The 18,025-nt window shown below is 72.9% G+C and carries 14 protein-coding genes; 7 read left to right on the top strand and 7 right to left on the bottom strand.

What is annotated here, in order from left to right; all coding sequences use genetic code 11:
• Positions 1-136: 136 nt before the first annotated feature.
• The 6 genes from IF61_RS0104455 to IF61_RS0104430 form a co-directional block, all read right to left on the bottom strand.
• The gene (locus IF61_RS0104455) at positions 137-3,154 is read right to left on the bottom strand and encodes an alpha-mannosidase (RefSeq protein ID WP_030364898.1); all 3,018 of its coding nucleotides are present in this window, start codon (positions 3,152-3,154) and stop codon (positions 137-139) included.
• A 27-nt stretch (positions 3,155-3,181) separates the two neighbouring features.
• A complete protein-coding gene (locus IF61_RS0104450) occupies positions 3,182-5,275 on the bottom strand; it encodes an endo-beta-N-acetylglucosaminidase (RefSeq protein WP_030364897.1) in 2,094 nt (697 codons plus the stop codon).
• Positions 5,276-5,423: 148 nt separating this feature from the next.
• Positions 5,424-6,656 carry a glycoside hydrolase 5 family protein gene (locus tag IF61_RS0104445; protein WP_030364896.1) on the bottom strand — a complete coding sequence of 411 codons (1,233 nt, stop codon included), beginning with the start codon at positions 6,654-6,656 and terminating at the stop codon, positions 5,424-5,426.
• Between the two features lie 40 nt (positions 6,657-6,696).
• Positions 6,697-7,527 (bottom strand): carbohydrate ABC transporter permease, encoded by an 831-nt coding sequence (locus tag IF61_RS0104440; RefSeq protein WP_030364895.1) that lies wholly within the window; start codon positions 7,525-7,527, stop codon positions 6,697-6,699.
• Positions 7,524-8,423 (bottom strand): carbohydrate ABC transporter permease, encoded by a 900-nt coding sequence (locus IF61_RS0104435; RefSeq protein WP_043187842.1) that lies wholly within the window; start codon positions 8,421-8,423, stop codon positions 7,524-7,526. The genes IF61_RS0104440 and IF61_RS0104435 overlap by 4 nt, the downstream gene beginning before the upstream one ends.
• On the bottom strand, positions 8,420-9,718 hold the full coding sequence (locus tag IF61_RS0104430) for an ABC transporter substrate-binding protein (RefSeq protein WP_030364893.1): 1,299 nt from the start codon (positions 9,716-9,718) through the stop codon (positions 8,420-8,422). Before IF61_RS0104430 ends, IF61_RS0104435 begins: the two co-directional genes overlap by 4 nt.
• Positions 9,719-9,831: 113 nt before the next feature.
• Between IF61_RS0104430 and IF61_RS0104425 the strand changes: the two genes are divergently transcribed.
• The 7 genes from IF61_RS0104425 (at position 9,832) to IF61_RS0104395 (ending at position 17,005) form a co-directional block, all read left to right on the top strand.
• The gene (locus tag IF61_RS0104425; protein WP_030364892.1) at positions 9,832-10,908 is read left to right on the top strand and encodes a LacI family DNA-binding transcriptional regulator; all 1,077 of its coding nucleotides are present in this window, start codon (positions 9,832-9,834) and stop codon (positions 10,906-10,908) included.
• A gap of 171 nt (positions 10,909-11,079) precedes the next feature.
• Complete coding sequence (lepB, locus tag IF61_RS0104420) at positions 11,080-11,766, top strand: signal peptidase I (protein WP_342667962.1); 687 nt, start codon at positions 11,080-11,082, stop codon at positions 11,764-11,766.
• Positions 11,767-11,890: 124 nt separating this feature from the next.
• Entirely contained in the window at positions 11,891-13,486 is a 1,596-nt protein-coding gene (locus IF61_RS0104415) for an ABC transporter substrate-binding protein (RefSeq protein ID WP_030364890.1), read from the top strand.
• 41 nt (positions 13,487-13,527) lie between these two features.
• Positions 13,528-14,484: an ABC transporter permease gene (locus IF61_RS0104410; RefSeq protein ID WP_211264832.1), complete on the top strand. Its 957-nt coding sequence runs from the start codon at positions 13,528-13,530 to the stop codon at positions 14,482-14,484.
• Entirely contained in the window at positions 14,477-15,301 is an 825-nt protein-coding gene (locus IF61_RS0104405) for an ABC transporter permease (RefSeq protein WP_030364888.1), read from the top strand. Before IF61_RS0104410 ends, IF61_RS0104405 begins: the two co-directional genes overlap by 8 nt.
• Before the next feature lie 131 nt (positions 15,302-15,432).
• Positions 15,433-16,332 carry an ABC transporter ATP-binding protein gene (locus IF61_RS0104400; protein ID WP_052392386.1) on the top strand — a complete coding sequence of 300 codons (900 nt, stop codon included), beginning with the start codon at positions 15,433-15,435 and terminating at the stop codon, positions 16,330-16,332.
• Positions 16,325-17,005, top strand: a complete 681-nt coding sequence (locus IF61_RS0104395; RefSeq protein ID WP_030364886.1) for an ABC transporter ATP-binding protein — start codon at positions 16,325-16,327, stop codon at positions 17,003-17,005. Before IF61_RS0104400 ends, IF61_RS0104395 begins: the two co-directional genes overlap by 8 nt.
• Before the next feature lie 31 nt (positions 17,006-17,036).
• Here the strand turns inward: IF61_RS0104395 and IF61_RS0104390 are convergent, their stop codons facing one another.
• On the bottom strand, positions 17,037-17,975 hold the full coding sequence (locus tag IF61_RS0104390; RefSeq protein WP_078659957.1) for a DMT family transporter: 939 nt from the start codon (positions 17,973-17,975) through the stop codon (positions 17,037-17,039).
• Positions 17,976-18,025: the final 50 nt, after the last annotated feature.

The raw sequence follows: 18,025 nt of genomic DNA, 5'->3' as shown, positions 1-18,025 counted from the left end.
GGACGTGAGGGGGCGTCACATGGTGCACAAGGCCCGCCGGCGAGCGGCTGCTGCTCCCCGCCGGCCGGGACGGGAACGCCTGGCCCCCGCGCCCCTTACGGAGCGCGGGCAAAACCACCGGACTCAGCAAGTCCGCTCAGTCACGCCGCTCCAGCCGCAGCGTCAGGACCTGGAACGGCCGCAGCGCCAGCGCCACCGCGTCGCCATCCGCCGGCGCCGCGGACAGCGGCCGTTCCAGCAGGTCGCACACCGCCGCCGAGGCGAGCGGGAAGCCGGCCTCCAGCCGGGTGCGGGCCCGGCCGCCCCGCGACTCGTACAGCCGCACGACCACATCGCCGCTGCCGTCGTCCGCGAGCTTGACCGCGGAGACGACGACCGCGTCGTTCCCGGCGCGGACCAGCGGCGGGACGGCGGCGCCGCCCGGCACCCGCCGCTCGGGCAGATTGATGCGGTAGCCCTCGCGGACGGCGTCGCCGATCGACGCGTCCGGCACCAGCGCGTACCGGAAGCGGTGCGTCCCCTGGTCGGTGCGCGGGTCGGGGAAGCGCGGGGCCCGCAGGAGGGACAGCCGCACGGTCGTGGTCGTGCCCGTGCCGTCCGGGCGGACCGTGCGCGTCACGTCGTAGCCGTACGTCGAGTCGTTGACGACCGCCACGCCCCAGCCGGGCTCCTCCAGGTGGACGAAGCGGTGCGCGCACGCCTCGAACTTGGCGGCGTCCCAGCTGGTGTTGGTGTGCGTGGGCCGGTACAGGTGGCCGAACTGGGTCTCGGCCGCCGTCCGGTCCGCGTGCACGTCCAGCGGGAACGCGGCCTTGAGGAACTTCTCCGTCTCGTGCCAGTCGACCTCCGTGGCGATGTCCAGCCGCCGCTCGCCCGCCGGCAGGGAGATCCACTGTTCGACGCGGGACGACCCGAAGGCCCGCACCACCCGCACCGCCCCGTCGCCCGCCGCCTCCACGGTGTCGGCGTCCGTCAGATCGGCCACCGTGTTCCGGTAGAAGTGGTCCACGTCCCACGCGTCCCACATGTTCGGGAAGTCCTGGTGCAGCTGGAGCAGGTTGGCCGCCGCGCCCGGAGCGATCGCCTCCCGCTCCGCCGCAGGGTCGTACACCGACACCACCAGGCCCCTGCCGTCGATCTCGACGCGCAGCAAGCCGTTGTCGAGGACGAACCCGCCGCCGTCGCGCGGCCCGGGCCGCACCGGCGGCACCGGCCCGCCGCCGACCGCCGCACCGAGGGCCGGCACCTCCCCGCGCCCGTGCGGCGCCGCGTTGAAGACCACCGTCCCACCGCCCGAGCCGTCGCCCGCCAGCGCCGCCAGCGCCCCCGCGACGATCTCCTCCAGCTCCGCCGCCACCGCCGCGTACGTCGCCGCCGCCTCCCGGTGCACCCACGCGATCGACGTGCCCGGCAGGATGTCGTGGAACTGGTGCAGCAACACCGTCTTCCAGATCCGGTCCAGCGCCTCGTACGGATACGGGAAGCCCGCCCGCACGGCCGCCGTCGCCGCCCACAGCTCCGCCTCGTGCAGCAGGTGCTCGCTGCGCCGGTTGCCCTGCTTGGTCCTGGCCTGGCTGGTCAGCGTCGCCCTGTGCAGCTCCAGGTACAGCTCGCCCACCCACACCGGCGCCTGCGCGTACTCGGCGTGCGCCTTCTCGAAGAACGCCGACGGCTTCTCGAACGCCACCCGCGCCGAGCCCTCCAGGTCCGCCAGCCGCTTCGCCCGCGCCAGCATCTCGCGCGTCGTGCCGCCGCCCCCGTCGCCCCAGCCCGTCGGCGCCAGCGAGCGTGTGGCCCCGCCCTTCTCCCGGAAGTTGCGGACCGCGTGCGCGACCTCCCGGCCCGAGAGCTGCGCGTTGTACGTGTCGATCGGCGGGAAGTGCGTGAAGACCCGGGTGCCGTCCAGGCCCTCCCACCAGAACGTGTGGTGCGGGAACTTGTTCGTCCGGCTCCACGAGATCTTCTGCGTCAGGAACCACCTGGCCCCCGCCAGCCGCACCAGCTGCGGCAGCGCGGCGGAGTAGCCGAAGGAGTCCGGCAGCCACACCTCCTCCGTCTCGATCCCGAACTCCTCCAGGAAGAAGCGCTTGCCGTGCACGAACTGCCGGGCCAGCGCCTCCGACCCCGGCATGTTCGTGTCCGACTCCACCCACATGCCGCCCACCGGCACGAAGCGGCCGTCCGCGACCGCCTTCTTCACCCGCGCGTACACCTCGGGCCGGTGCTCCTTGATCCACGCGAACTGCTGCGCCTGCGACATGGCGTAGACGAATTCCGGCTCGTCCTCCAGCAGCGCGGTCATGTTCGAGGTGGTGCGGGCGACCTTGCGCACCGTCTCGCGCAGCGGCCACAGCCACGCCGAGTCGATGTGCGCGTGCCCGACCGCGCTGATCCGGTGCGCGGAGGCGTGCGCGGGCGCGGACAGCACCGCCACGAGCTGCTCGCGGGCCACGGCCGCCGTACCGCCGACGTCCTGCAGGTCGACCGCGTCCAGCGCGCGCTCGACCGCCCGCAGGACCTCCCAGCGGCGGGGCGCGTCCGGGGACAGCTCGCTCATCAGCCCCTCCAGCACCTCCAGGTCCTGGACGAGCTCCCACACCGTCCGGTCGAAGACGGCCAGGTCCATGCGGGCCAGCCGGTAGCGCGGCTCGCCGTCCGCCGTCTCCCGGTCGCCCAGCTCGGTCGGCACGAACGGGTGGTAATCGAGGATCACGGGATTGGACGACGCCTCGACGTGCAGCCGCACCTCCTCGCCGCCGGCCGCCCGCTCGGCGATCCGGACCCACTGGTTGCGCGGGTTGAGGCCCTTCACGGGCGAACCGTCCGGCCGGTAGACCAGCCCCTCGCACTGGAAGCCCGGCATGTTCTCGTCGAAGCCCAGGTCGAGCAGGGCCTCGACCGTCCGGCCCGCCCACTCCTGCGGCACGCTTCCCGCGACGGTGAACCAGCTCGTGCCCCACGGCGGCCCCCAGGCCGCGCCCGCCTCGATCGGCACGCCCCCGGCGGCGATCCCCTCGGCCACCGGGACGGGCTCGCCGGGCGCGTGCCAGACGGTGACGGCCAGCGGCACCGACTCGGGGTACACGGCGGGCCGGATGCGCTCGTCCAGCACGCGCTTCAGCCGGGCTTCGGTGATGGTGCGGTCGTTGTGCATCAGGTCGGTTTCCTTACGTCGGTTGCCTTACCAGCGGAAGGTGAGGGAAGCGGGCGCCGAGACGGCGTACAGCTCGTCCACGGCGCGTACCTCGATCCGGGTGGCCGCCTCGCCGTCCGTACGACGCAGCGCCGGGACGTAATAGGCATGCCCGCAGGTGCCTCCGAGGAAGCGGAAGCGCCCGCCGGGCAGCACCTGACGCAGCTCGTACTGGCGTACCGCCGTGCCCGCCGGGGCACCCCAGGCCATGCGCAGCTCGGCCGTGCCGCCGGGCCCCACGCGCGATGCGGTGACCTCCGGCCCCACGGGCGGGGCGGGGGCCGCGGGGGCCGCGTTGCGCACCGCCAGGCGGCCCAGCCGCCAGCTCACCGCACCGCCGTCCGGCGCTGGGGGCACCTCCCCGCGGTAGCCGGAAGAGAGCCGGACGCCGAGCGCCCGGATCGTCCGCCCCCTGCGGCCGCGCAGCTTCGCTCCGGCCCGCACCCTCGCGGTGGTCCAGCCGTGGCCGCCCGCGCGGAGGACGCCGGCCGGGAGATACGCGACGCCGTCGTCCACGGCGACCGCCAGCTCGACGCGCACCGCCGCCGAACCGGGATCCGTACGGTGGGCCAGCTCCACGACCGTGGCGTCCGAGAACGGCAGCCGGCACGCGTACAGCTCCACCTCCGCCGGGGCGGCGAGCCCGCCCTCGACCAGGAGGCTGCTGCCGCCCCGCCAGGCGTCGTCGAAGGCGAAACCGACGGTCGGCCGCGAGCCCGCCGTACGGATCACCCAGCGCCGGCCCGGCAGCCGGTCCTGCAGCCCCAGGTGGTTCCAGGCCGACTCACCCGTACGCCGGCCCTTCTCGTACCAGCCCAGCCCGTGACCGGTGTTGAAGGTGGTGGCGAAGGGAAGCGCGGTGAGCGTGGACCGGTCCGCGACGGACGCGGCGGGCGGCCGCCACGGGCCCGTCTCCGGCGCGGACGGGTCGAGCGCCTGGCCGGACCAGAAGCGGTCGTCGCGCGCGTGGAACGCGGCCGGACCGCGGGCCCCCGCGGGCAGGCTCGTCCACGTCCACTCGGGGCGGTAGAAGCCGTACGAGGTGACGTGCGGGCCCGCCGCCGGGACGACGGCGTCCCAGTCCACGGGCGTGTCCCAGCCGCGCGCCTCGACGTCGATCCCGGCCCACAGGTCGTACGGGCTGCGGCCCAGTTGCCGTGCCAGCCCGCCGGAGGAGCCGAGACCGGCCCGGTCCCAGTTGAAGTTCAGGAACATCGAGCGCGCGGCGCGGAAGAACGGCGCGTTGTGCTCGTCGAGCCCGTTCCGCCAGTCGATGCCGCCGGAGACGGTCATGGCGTCGTACCAGGTGACGCGCAGGCCCGCGCCCCGTGCCCTGTCCCGTGCCCCGCTCCGCGCCTTGCCCCGCGTCTGCAGGTACGCGATGAAGTCGCGCATGTCCGCGCCGAGCCGCGCGTCGCCGCCGCCGGTCTCGGCGTTGACGAACCAGCCGTCGAAGCCGTACTCCCACGCCACCCGGATCAGCCGGTCGGCCAGCGGGAAGCCGCCGTCCGGGCCGCGCCGCACCAGGTCCCGCGTCCACTGCAGCTGCCCGCCGTACGCCGCCGGCGGCAGGAACACCGTGCCGAGCACGGGCACGCCGTTGCGGTGGGCCGCGTCCACTACGGGCGCGTTGGGCGAAAGGATCAGCCCCTCGCCCGAGGAACCGCCCCAGAAGACCAGCTCGTCGAGGTAGGCCCAGTGGGTCAGCGCGTAGAAGTCGGCGGTCGGCGCGCCCTGCGAGGGGTTCCCGGAGGTGTGGGCGAACGCGGCCAGCGCGCAGACGCGGGCCTGGCCGGCGCGGGCGCCGGCGTTGGGCGGCGGGGGAGCGAAGCGTTCGGCGAGCGGCACGGTCGACCGGTTGAACGGCAGGTCGGGGTCCTTCGCGGGGTCCCACGCGGCGAGGCCGCGCCAGACGACCCCGGGCGCGGGCGAGCCGGCCGGCAGGCTGTCGGGGAACCAGTAGGAGGCGTACGGCTGGAGGGCGGGGGAGGGCGCGGCTGCCGCGCTGCGCTCCCCGGACAGTGCGGCCGCCGCGAGGCCTGCGGCGCCGGCGGCGAGGGCTTTCCGGCGAGTGATGCGCATGGTGGTTCCTCATTCCTTTCAGGCCGTCCGGTCTTCCTCTCAAGCCGTCCCGTCTTCCTTCGAGCTGCCCCGTCTTCCTTTAAGCCGTCCGGCGATTGAGGACCGGGGGCCGGGGCGGAGCCCCGAAACGGGTGGCGGGGCCGCACCGCTAAGGCACCTGCTCGACGGCGACGACCTCGGTGATGCCCCGCGCAGCCAAATGCGCTGCGTCCCCGGCCCGCTGGGCCAGCACCACGGCCGGCCGCCCCCCGCCGGAGGCGACCCTCATCCACGCCTCGAAGAACGCCCCGCCCGGCGCGCTCACGGCCCGCCCCGGAGCCTCCTCGGCGTCGCCCGCGTCCAGGACCAGGGCGGTCCGCCGTGGCGGAGGCGGCCCGGCGCTCCGGTGCTCCCGGGCGAGGCGTGCGAACACTTCCCCGGCCGGTTTGACCTCGCGGTCGTTGGTGAGCAGCCCCAGCCCGTACTCCAGCTCCGGGAAGTCCGCGAGGGCACGGTCGACGTCGTGGGAGCACCACCAGGTGATGCCCCAGAGGCCGGGGCAGTCCAGGGCGTGGCGGACGGTCGCCTCCGTGAACGCCGCGGCGCGGCCGGGCGGGACGTGCGGGGCGGGCGCGCCGGTCTCCTGCAGCCATACGGGTCGGGCGGGGTCGTCGGCCCAGGCCTTGGACAGCTCGACGAGGTAGGCGGCGAGGTGTTCGGCGACGCCGGCGGGGCCGTGCCGCTGCGCGGTGCCGTTGAAGACCCAGGAGTGCACGGCCGTCATGGCTCCCAGCCGGGCCGAGTGGGCGGGCGTGAAGGGGTGCTCGCCGTCGTGGAAGGCGGCGTCGTACGAGGCGTGCAGGTGGGTCTTGCCGGGCGCGCCCTCCTCGCAGGCCGCGAGCATGCGGCGCAGCCAGCGGCCGGCCTGGGCGGGGCGGATGCGGTCGGGGTCGGGGTGGGGCGGCCCGGAGAACTGGTTGAACTCGTTGCCGACGGTCATGCCGAGGAAGTTGGGCCGTCCGGCGAGCGCGCCGGCGAGCTCGGTGAGGAGGCGGGCCTGCGCGTCGACGACGTCCGGGTCGGTGAAGAGGTTGCGGCGGTGCCAGGTGGTGGTCCAGGACGGGACGAAGTCGAAGCTGGACAGGTGCCCCTGCAGCCCGTCCACGTTGACGTCGAGCCCGCGCTCGCCGGCCGCGTCGACGAGGCTCACGAGCTGCTCGACGGCGCGCGGCCGGATCATGGTGCGGTTGGGCTGGAAGAGCGGCCAGAGGGGGAAGACGCGGATGTGGTCGAGGCCGAGCGCCGCCACGGAGTCCAGGTCGGCGCGGACGTCGTCCAGGTCGAAGTCGAGCCAGTGGTGGAACCAGCCGCGGGCGGGGGTGTAGTTGACGCCGAAGCGCATGGGGCGGGGGTGTCCCTTCTGTTGGGCGGAGGCGTGAGGGTCAGCCCTTGACGGCGCCCTCCCCGACGCCGCGGAAGAAGTACCGCTGCAGGCACGCGAACATCACGACGAGCGGGGCGACGGCGACGACCGTGCCGGCGGCGACCAGCCGCGGGTCCTGCTGGAAGGTGCCGTGCAGGTGGTTCAGGCCGACGGTGAGGGTGAAGCGGTCCGGGTCGGACAGGACGATCAGCGGCCACAGGAAGTCGTCCCACGCCCCCATGAAGGAGAAGACCGCGACGACGGCGAGGGTGCCCCGCACGGACGGCAGCGCGATCCGTACGAACCGCTGCCACACGTTCGCCCCGTCGATGACGGCCGCCTCCTCGATCTCGTAGGGCAGGTTCGCGAAGGCGTTGCGCATCAGCAGGACGTTGAGCGCGCCGACCGCGCCCGGCAGGACGACGGCCACGAGCGTGTTGTTGAGCTCCAGGTCCCGCATCATCGTGAACTGGGCGACGACGATGGACTCCAGCGGGACCAGCACCGCCGCCACGAACGCCAGCGTCGCCGCCCGGCGCCCGCGGAACCGCAGCCGGGCGAGCGCGTAGCCGGCCGCCGAGGCGCCGGCGAGGTTGGTGAGGACGCTCGCGACGGCGACCTTGAGGGAGTTCAGGGCGTAGTCCCAGACGGGGATGATGTCCGCGACCGCGGTGTAGTTGTGCACGGTCGGGTGGGCCGGCAGGAAGCGGGGCGGGGAGGTGTAGACGTCCTCGGTGGTGCTCTTGAAGGACGTCGACAGCTGCCACAGGAACGGGCCGACCGTCAGCGCCAGCACGGCGAGGAGGAGGACGTAGCGCACGGCCTTCTCCCAGGGGGTCGTGCGGCTCATTCCTGCCTCCTCGTCCGGTCGGCGCGCAACACGAGCAGCATCAGCAGCAGGGCGACGGCGAAGACGACCAGCGAGAGCGCGGAGGAGTAGCCGACCCGGCCGTTGAGGCCCGTGCCCGTGCGCTGGACGAGCATGACGAGCGTGGTGTCCTGCCCGGCCGGGCCGCCGGTGGGGCCCGCCAGCAGGAAGACCTCGGAGAAGACCTTGAAGGCGGCCACCGACGACAGGGCGCCGACCAGGACCATCGTCGAGCGCACGCCGGGCACGGTGACGGCCGTGAAGCGGCGCAGCGCGCCCGCGCCGTCGACGGCCGCCGCCTCGTACAGTTCGCGCGGCACGTGTGCCAGCGCCGCCAGGTAGATGATCATGTAGTAGCCGAGTCCCTTCCAGACCGTCAGGGCCATCGCGCTGAACAGCAGCAGCCACTCGTCGCCGAGGAAGGCGAACGGGCCGGCCCCGAGGACCCGCAGGATCCCGTTGACCAGCCCCCGGTCGTCGAGCATCCAGCCCCAGATCAGGGCGACCACGACGGTGGAGGCCACGACCGGCGTGTAGAACGCGGACCGGAAGAACGCGACGCCCGGGATGCGCTTCTGCACCAGGAGCGCGAGCAGCAGCGGCAGCAGCACGGTGAAGGGGACGACGAGGATCACGTACAGGCCGCTGTTGCGCAGCGCGACCCAGAACTGCTCGTCCTGTGCCATGTCCCGGAAGTTGCGCAGCCCCACCCAGTCGCCGGGCGTGAGGGTGCGGGCGTCGGTGAAGGCCTTGTGGAGGGTGGTGAGGAAGGGGTAGAGGCTGAAGGCGGTGACGGTGGCGAGGCCGGGGAGGAGGAAGAGCCAGGGGCTCACGGCCCGGTGCGTACGTATGCGCCTGACATGCTTCACGCCCGTCAGCCCTGCTTGAGCAGCTTGTTGCTCTGCGCGACCGCGTCGTCCAGGGCCTGCTTCGGTGTCTTCTTTCCCTGGAGGGCCTTGGCGACCTCGTTCTTGAGGACGGTCTTCATCTCCTCGCTGAGCACGACGGGCGTGTAATTGACCGCCCCTTTGAGCATCTTCGCGGAGGCGACCCGTACGCGGCCCTCGTCGGTGCCGTCGTCCTTCGTCCAGTACGGACCGTCGAGGGAGCCCTTGGTGCTGGGGAAGACGGCGACCTTGTGGGCGAACGCCTCCTGGTTCTTCCTGTCCGTGATGAAGCGGGCGAAGGCGACGGCCGCGGCCTTGTGCTCGCTGCGGCTGCTGACGCCGAGACCCATGACGTACATATTGGGTTTGCCCGTGTTGTTGGGGGCGTCGGTGATGCCGAGCTCCCGGTAGAGGCCGGGGGCGTTCTTCTTGAAGGTCTCCAGGTCGTGGGCGCTGCCGGGGTTCATGGCGACCTTCTGTTCCAGGAACTTCTGGCCGGTCTTGTCCGGGGTGTTGGTCAGGGACTGCGGGTCGAGGCCGCCGGCGTCGTAGAGCTTCTTGTACTCGGTGAGCAGTTCCACGCCCTTCGGCTCGTTGTACGTGAACCGGGTGGCGTCGCCGTTCATCAGCCGCACGCCGTAGCGGCCGAAGTCCTCGACGGCGGGTGTGCCGCCGAGCGTCGCGGTCCTGCCGCCCGAACGCTCCGCGATGGTGCGGGCCGCCGCGAACAGCTCGCCGTAGCTCTTCGGCGGCTTCTCCGGATCGAGGCCGGCCCGCCGGAACAGGGCCTTGTTGTAGAACAGCGGGCCGGTGTTGAGGTACCAGGGGAAGGAGTACGAGCCGTCCAGGCCCGGCAGCTCGTTGCCCCGCCACGCCTCCGGGGTGTATTCGCCCTTGAACTTCGCCGCGGCCGGCTCCTTGTCGAGGTTCATCAGCAGACCGGCCTTGGCCAGGGGATAGGAGAGATCCGGGGAGACGTTGACGACGTCGGGGAGGGTGCCCGCGGCGGCGTCCGCGCTCAGCTTGTCCGCGTAGTTGTCGGCGGGCTGGTCCAGCCATTTGACGCGGACGCCCGGGTTGGCCTTTTCGAATTCCGCTACCAGGCCGGTGAAATAGTCCTTGAAGTTGCTGCGCAGATTCCACGTCTGGAAGGTGATGTCGCCCTCCGGCTTCCCGCCCGCGTCACCGCCCCCGGAGTCCGAGCCGCCCGAGCCGCAGGCGGTCAGCGTGAGGGCGGACACGAGCAGCGGAACGGTCGCGGCGACGGCTCTGCGGGGTATCGGCATGGCCGGCGGTCTCCTTCGGTCGGGGCCGGGAGGTGCGGTCCAAAAGGTGCACCGGGAAGGGGAGTTAGTCAATACTGCCGCCAACAACTAATGCGCTTTAGTGTGTTGATGCCATGGAACCCCTGGAGGAGGGCAGGAGCGTGCGCCGCACACCGCCCCGCCGCCCGACGATCAAGGACATCGCGCGCCGCGCCGGCGTCTCGGAGAGCGCGGTGTCGTTCGCGCTCAACGGCCGCCCCGGGGTCTCCGAGGCCACGCGCGAGCGCGTGCGCCGGGTCGCCGAGCAGCTCGGCTGGCAACCGAGCACCGCGGCCCGCGCCCTGTCCGGCGAGGGCGCGGCGACGGTGGGGCTCGTCCTCGCCCGGCCCGCCCGCACCCTGGGCGTCGAGTCGTTCTTCCTGCGGCTGGTCTCCGGCGTGCAGGAAACGCTCGCCGCCCGCCGTTTCGGGCTGCTGTTCCAGGTCGTGGAGGACCTCGACGCCGAGTGCGCGGTCTACCGCCGCTGGTGGGCCGAGCGCCGCGTGGACGGCCTGCTGGTCGTCGACCCGCGCGCGGAAGACCCGCGCCCGGGCCTGCTGGACGGCTTGGGCCTGCCCGCTGTGGTCATCGGCGCCCCGGCCGTCACGGCCCCGCCCGGTGCGGCGATCTCCACGGTGTGGGCCGACGACACCGGCGCGATGGCCTCCGTCATCAGCCACTTGCACACCCTGGGCCACCGGCGCATCACCCACATCGCGGGCCTGCCGGAACTCGCCCACACCCGGCGCCGGATGGCCTGCCTCCGCGCCGAGGCCGCCCGCCGGGGACTGCCGGACGCGCGCTCGGTGACCACCGACTACTCCGACGCGCAGGGCGCCGAGGCCACCCGCCGCGCCCTGGCCGGCCCCCGCCCGCCCACCGCGATCGTCTACGACAACGACGTGATGGCCGTGGCGGGCCTGGCGGTGGCCGCGGAACGCGGCCTTTCGGTCCCGGGAGACCTGTCCGTGGTGGCGTGGGACGACTCGGTCCTCTGCCGCAACACCCACCCCGCGCTCACGGCCCTCACCCGGGACACCGCCGCCTTCGGCCGGCGCGCGGCGGAACACCTGCTGGCCCTCCTCGACGGCGCCCCGCCCCGCCGGACCCAGGACCCGACCCCCACCCTCCTCCACCGAGCCTCGACGGCCCCGCCGCCCTGCGAGGCGTAGTTCCTTTACGCCTCGCGAATGGTCGCTTTCCTAAACTTGCCCAGCTCAGCCAATGTTCGTGCAGCGGCCACAGGCCGGTCCGGAACGCGCAAAGGAACTCAAGAGATGAGCTCGGAGAAGGCAACCGTGCGTTCCGGCCGTGCCGGCCCCACGCGGAGTAAGCCAGGACGTGTGCCGCGCACGAAGCGCCCTTGGTGGGTCGAGCTGCTGGTCCTGGTAGCCGTCGCCCTGCTGCTCTCTTTAGGGATCAAGACGTTCTTCGTGCAGGCCTTCTCGATACCCTCGGCCTCGATGCAGAACACCCTGCAGGAAGGCGACCGCGTCCTGGTGGACAAGCTGACCCCGTTGTTCGGTGCCGAGCCGCAGCGCGGGGAAGTCGTGGTCTTCCGTGATCCCGGCGGCTGGCTCCCGGAACAGGCCCCGGAAAAGACCAACGCGGTTCTGCGCGGCGCGCAGAGCATCCTCACCTTCGTGGGCTTGATGCCCTCATCGAACGAGAAGGACCTCATCAAGCGGGTGATCGCGGTCGGTGGCGACACCGTGGAGTGCAACATCGGCAGTCCGGTGAAGGTCAACGGCGTGCCACTGGACGAGCCGTACATCTACCCCGGTTCGACCCCGTGCGACGACTACCCGGTCGGGACGGTCAAGGTGCCCCAAGACCATCTCTGGGTGATGGGCGACCACCGCAACGACTCCTGGGACTCCCGCTACCACCACCTGCAGAAACCCGGCGACGGCTTCGTTCCCGTCGACAACGTGATCGGCCGTGCCTTCGTCGTGGCCTGGCCTGTCACCCGCTGGGACACACTGCCGGTGCCCGCCACTAAGGGGAGCTCCCCGCCCGTACGCCCCTGACCTCGGATTCCACACCCCGCCCATGACCGTAACTTTGCATACTGTTTAATTGCGACTGGTTCGCAAAAGCAAGTGACTAAGCACAAGTGTGGCTAAGCACAAGTACTGAGCAGAGGTGTGGGGCATGACGGCCCGGTCCGTACGGGGAGTGGCCGCCACGGCCATGGCAGGCGTTCTCGCGGCAGGTGCGGCGGCCTGTTCGACACCGGGCGGGGGCGACGGCGCCAAGGGTCCCGGGGACTCCCTGGTCGTCGGTCTGGCCAATGAGCCCGAGACGCTCAGCCCGCTCCTCGGTTACGGCAAGGACGGCAACTCCAAGATCTTCGACGGGCTGCTCCGCCGCGACGCGTCGATGAAGCTCCGGCCGGCCCTCGCCGCCGAGCTGCCGAAGGTCACCGACGACGGCCGTACGTACACCTTCACCCTCCGCAAAGGCGTGAAGTTCAGCGACGGCAAGCCGTTCACCGCCCAGGACGTGGTCTTCACCTACCGCACCATCCTGGACGAGAAGACCAACAACGCCGCCAAGGGCGAGCTCGACGCCGTCGACAAAGTCACCGCCGCCGGTGACGACACCGTCGTCTTCGCGCTGAAGTACCCCTACGCGCCCTTCGCCGAGCGCACCGTGCTGCCCATCGTCCCGGAGCACGCGGCCAAGGGGCAGGACGTCAACTCCGGCTCCTTCAACACCGCCCCCATCGGCACGGGTCCGTACGTCCTGACCGGCTGGAGCAAGGGCGAGAAGCTGACCTTCAAGGCCAACCCCGGCTACTGGGGCGGCGAGCCGGAGGTCAGGAAGCTCACGATGGCGATCATCAAGGACGACGACGTGCGCGCCACCCGGCTGCGCTCCGGCGACCTCGACGGCGCCATCCTGCCGCCCAACCTCGCCAAGGGCTTCAAGGGCGACAAGTCCAAGGTGACCATCACCGCCCGTACCACCGACTTCCGCGGCGTGACCCTGCCCACCGCGAACAAGGTCACCGGCGACCTCGCCGTACGCCGCGCCCTCGACCTCGCCGTCGACCGCAAGGCCATGGTCGACAAGCTCCTCGAAGGCGCCGGCCGCGCCGGCTACGGGCCCGTGCCCACCGGCAGCGACTGGTTCGCCAAGGGCACCGAGCGCCCGTACGACCCGGACAAGGCGAAGAAGCTCCTCGACGACGCCGGCTGGCGCCCCGGCGCCGACGGCATCCGGGAGAAGGACGGAGAGCGCGCCTCCTTCACCCTCTGGTTCCCCGCCGGTGACAAGCTCCGCGAGGAGCACGCCCTCGCCTTCGCCTCGGACGCCAAGAAGGCCGGCATCGAGGCCAAGGTGCAGAGCGGCACCTGGGAGGTCATCGAGCCGCGCATGAAGAACGACGCGGTCCTCGCCGGCGGCGGCAACCCCGCCGACCCCGACTTCGACCTCTACAACCTGCTGCACTCCTCCCTGGCCCTCAACGGCTTCAACAACATGGCCGCCTACGCCGACCCCGACGTCGACAAGGCCCTGGAGGAGGGCCGGCGCAGCGGGGACAAGGCCGCTCGCAAGGCCGCCTACGACAAGGTCCAGCAGGGCCTCGCCGACAACCCCGGCTACACCTTCCTCACCCACGTCGACCACCTCTACGTCATGAACGACGAGTGGAAGGACCTCTCCACCCAGGTCGAGCCGCATGACCACGGCCTCGGCGCGGGTCCCTGGTGGAACGTCGAGGACTGGCAGTCCAAGAAGTGACCCGCAGCACCACCGGGCTCCCGTGGGGGCCCATGGCACGCATGGCGGGACGGCGGCTGCTCGCCGCCGTCCCCGTCCTCGCGGCCGTCACCTTCGGGGTCTTCGCCCTCGCCGCCGCCTCGCCCTTCGACCCGGCGAAGGCGTACGCGGGCAGCGCCGGGCTCGGCGCCCGCCAGGACGTCCTCGACCAGCTGCGCGACAACCTCGGCGCCGACCGGCCCTTCACCGCCCGCTGGTGGGACTGGCTGACCTCGGCCCTCACCGGCGACCTCGGCGTCTCCGCCTCGCTGCGCCAGCCCGTCGCCCAGGTCATCGGCGAACGCATCGGCTGGTCCGTCCTGCTGTGCGGCCTTGCCTTCGCCCTGGCCGTCACCGTCGGAACGGCGCTCGGCGTCCTCGCGGCACGCCGCCGCGGCGGCCTGTTCGACCGGGCCGTGACCTCGCTCGCGTACGCGCTCGAAGCCGCCCCGCCGTTCTGGCTCGGCCTCCTCGCCATCTGGCTCTTCGCCCTCAAGCTCGACGCCCTGCCCGCGGGCGGCCTCACCGACACCGGCAGCGACGTCGCCACGCCCGGCCAGATCGCCTCCCACGTCGTCCTGCCTGCGGCGGTGCTCGCCGTGTCCCAGCTGCCCTGGTTCGTGCTGTACGTGCGCCAGGGCGTCGGCGACGCCCTGGCCGAGGACCCCGTGCGCGGCGCCCGCGCCCGCGGCCTGCGCGAACGCACCGTCCTGCTCGGCCACGCCCTGCGCTCCGGGCTGCTGCCTGTCCTCACCCTCACCGGCTCCCGCGTCCCCGAACTCATCACGGGCGCCCTGCTGGTGGAGACCGTCTTCAGCTGGCCCGGCATCGCCTCCGCGACCGTGGAAGCCGCGACCAAGGTCGACTTCCCGCTGCTCGCCGCCCTGACCGTCCTCGCGACGGCCGCCGTGCTCGTGGGCAACCTGCTGTCCGACCTGCTGTACGGCCTGGCGGACCCGAGGGTGGGCTTCGATGGGTGACCGCGTGCGCACCGGAGTCTCCGCCGCCGTCACGGCGGCGGCCGTCCTCACCGTGCTGGCCGTGCCGTTCGCCGTTCCCCTCGACGAACAGGCCGTCGACCTGGCCGCAAAGCTTCAGCCGCCCTCCTGGGCGCACCCCTTCGGTACCGACGAAGTGGGCCGCGACCTGCTGCTGCGCAGCGTCTACGGGCTCCGCGTCTCCCTCTTCGTCGGCGTCGCCGCGGCCCTCGCCGCCACTGTGATCGGTACGGCCGTCGGCGCGGCGGCGGGTGCCCTCGGCGGCTGGGCGGACCGCGTTCTGATGCGGATCGTCGACCTCTTCTCGTCCGTGCCGCACCTGCTGCTCGGCATTTTCGTCGTCACGATGTTCCGCCCGGGCGTCTGGCCCGTGGTCGCCTCCGTCGTCGTCACGCACTGGCTGTCGACGGCCCGGATCGTACGGGCCGAGGTGATGTCCCTGCGCTCGCGCCCGTACGTCGACGCGGCCGTGTCCGGCGGCGCGTCACGCTGGCGGGTGACCGTCCGCCACCTGCTCCCGGCCGTCCTGCCGCAGGCCGGTCTCGCGGCGGTGCTGATGATCCCGCACGCCATCTGGCACGAGTCCGCACTGTCCTTCCTGGGCCTGGGCCTGCCCACACACCAGGCGAGCCTCGGCAACATGGTCCAGAGCGCGCGCGGCTCCCTCCTGGCGGGCGACTGGTGGCCGACGCTCTTCCCCGGGCTGTTCATCATCGTCCCCACCCTGGCCGTGGCCGGGCTGGCGGGCGCGTGGCGCGAACGGCTCAACCCCAGGCGCCGATCGGAGCTGACGCTGTGAGCCCCGAACTGTCCGGCCCCGGTCTGTCCGGCCCCGCATCGTCCAGCCCCGTCCTGTCCGGCCCTGCATCGTCCAGCCCCGTATCTTCCGGCCCCGTCCTGTCCGTACGGAACCTCTCCGTACGGTTCCGGATGCGCGGCGGGCGGCGGATCGCCGCCGTCACCGACGCCTCGTTCGAGCTGGGCCCCGGCGAATGCCTGGCCCTCATCGGCGAGAGCGGCTGCGGCAAGTCCGTCCTGGCCTCGGCGCTCCTCGGCCTCCTGCCCGGAAACGCCCGCACCGACGGCCGGGCCCTCCTCGGCGACCTGGACCTGCTCACCGCCGACGAGCGCACGCTCGCCCGCACCGTACGCGGCCGCCGCATCGGCCTCGTGCCGCAGAGCCCCTCCGCGCACCTCACTCCCGTCCGCACCGTGCGCTCCCAGCTGGAGGAGACCGTCCGGGAGCTGACGGGCGTCCCCAGGGCCGGGCTGCGGGCAGCGGCCGAAGCCGCCGCCGAGCGGGCGGCCTTCCCCGCCACCCACCTGGACCGCCACCCCCACCAGCTCTCCGGCGGCCTCGCGCAGCGCGCGGCCACCGCCCTCGCCCTCGTCGGCGACGCCCCGCTCCTGCTCGCCGACGAGCCGACGACCGGCCTCGACCGCGAGCTCGTCGACCGCACGGTGGACGAACTGCGGCGGCACGCCGACGCCGGCCGCGCCCTGCTGATGATCACCCACGACCTCGCGGCGGCCCGGCGCATCGCCGACCGCGTCGCCGTCATGTACGCGGGCCGCCTTGTGGAAATCTCCGACGCTCCCGCCTTCTTCGGCGAGCCGGGCCCCCGCCACCCCTACGCCCGCGCCCTGCTCGATGCCCTCCCCGAGCGCGCCTTCACCCCGATCCCCGGCATGCCCCCGGAACTCGGCGACCTGCCGGCCGGCTGCGCCTTCGCCGCCCGCTGCGCACGCGCGAGCGACCGCTGCGGGACGCTCCCGGCGACCGTCGGCGGCGTCGCCTGCCACCATCCGGAGGAGACCTCGCGTGCTTGAGCTGAGCCGCATCACCGCGGGGTACGACCCGCGCAGGCCCGTCGTCCGCGGCGTCTCCCTGACGATCGGGTCCGGCCGGGCCGTCGGCCTGCTCGGCCCGAGCGGCTGCGGCAAGTCCACCCTCGCCCGGGTGGCCGCCCTGCTGCACCGGCCGGACTCCGGCACGGTCGTCGTCGACGGCGACCTCGCCCGGGGCGCGCGCCACCGCGCCACGCGCGAGCAGCGCACCGCCTTCGGCGTGGTCTTCCAGCAGCCCCGGCTCGCCGCGGACCCGCGCATGCGGCTCGCCGACCTGATCGCGGAGCCGCTGCGGGCGACCGGCCGGCGGGGCGAGGCGGCAGCGGCGGTGGCCGCACTGGCCGAGCGCGTCGGGCTCTCCGGGGAACTCCTCCGGCGGCGGCCGCACGAGGTCAGCGACGGCCAGCTGCAGCGCGCCTGCCTGGCCAGGGCCCTCGTCCTGCGCCCGCGCTGGCTGATCTGCGACGAGATGACGGCGATGCTGGACGCGTCGACGACGGCCGCTCTCGTGGCGGTCGTGGAGGACTACCGGGCCGAGAGCGGCGCGGGACTGCTGGCCGTGGGACACGACAAGGTGCTGCTGGACCGCTGGTGCGACGAAACGGTGCACTGGGACGAGCTGAGCCCACAAAAAATAGAGCCGTCCGGCGTTTGAGGACCGGGGTCCGGGGCGGAGCCCCGAAGACCTAGCGCTTGCTGCCCACGAGCTCACGCTCGACGGCGGCCTCTGCCTGTTCCGGCTCCGGCGCCTTCGGCGCCCTCCGCACCGCGGCCACGGCGACACCGGCCAGGACCAGCAGCCCGCCTCCGGCCGCGTTGAGCGACGGCAGGTTCCCCAGGAACAGCGCGTCCAGGAGCAGCGCGGCAACGGGCACCGCGTACAGCACCAGCGACGCCGTGGACGCCGTCGTGGCCCGCAGCGTCCGCGACCAGGTCCAGAAGGCCATCGCCGTGCAGCCCACGCCCAGCCACAGCACGGCCAGCGTGCGGTGCCCGTCGGCCGCGGCGATCTGCCCCACCGCGCCGGGGGCCGCCGGCAGCAGCGGCAGCATGCCGAACAGGCTGCCGTAGAAGACGCATTCCGCGCCCGAGTACTTCTTCAGCAGCGGCTTCTGCAGCGCGAACGACGTCGCCTGCGTGGCGGCGGCGCCCAGCACCATGAGCGCGCCCATGAGCGAACCGCTCCCACCGCCCGAGGTCACGGCGACGGCGAGCGCGCCGGTGAGCGCCACGGCGAGGCCGGCGAGGCCCCGCCGGCCGGGCCGGTCGCCGAGGAAGGCCATGCCGAGCACGGTGGTGAAGACCGGGGAAGCGGCGATCAGCATGGCCGCGGTGCCCGCGTCCACGCTCTGCTCGCCGGCGCACAGCAGCACCTGATAGGCCGTCATCCCGGTGAGCCCGAAGGCCGCCATGCGCAGCGCGTCGGAGCGCCGCAGCCGGCCGATGTGCCCGAGGAACAGGCACGGCAGGAGGAGGGCGACGGTGATGGCCATGCGCAGGAGCGCGATGGAGGCCGGGGAGTAGTCCGGCAGCGCCACCTGGATGGCGGTGAACGCGGAACCCCACAGCAGCGCGGTCGCCGCCATGGGTATCCACGGGATTCTGGTGCGCTGTTCCGAGGTCATACCGGCAAGCTAACAACGGCCGATCTATAAGGCAAATAAAGAATTCTATC

This window comes from Streptomyces roseoverticillatus (genome assembly GCF_000719265.1).
Lineage (GTDB): Bacteria > Actinomycetota > Actinomycetes > Streptomycetales > Streptomycetaceae > Streptomyces > Streptomyces roseoverticillatus.
Note: the sequence above shows the minus strand (reverse complement) of the source record. Positions and strands in the feature narration are given on the sequence as shown.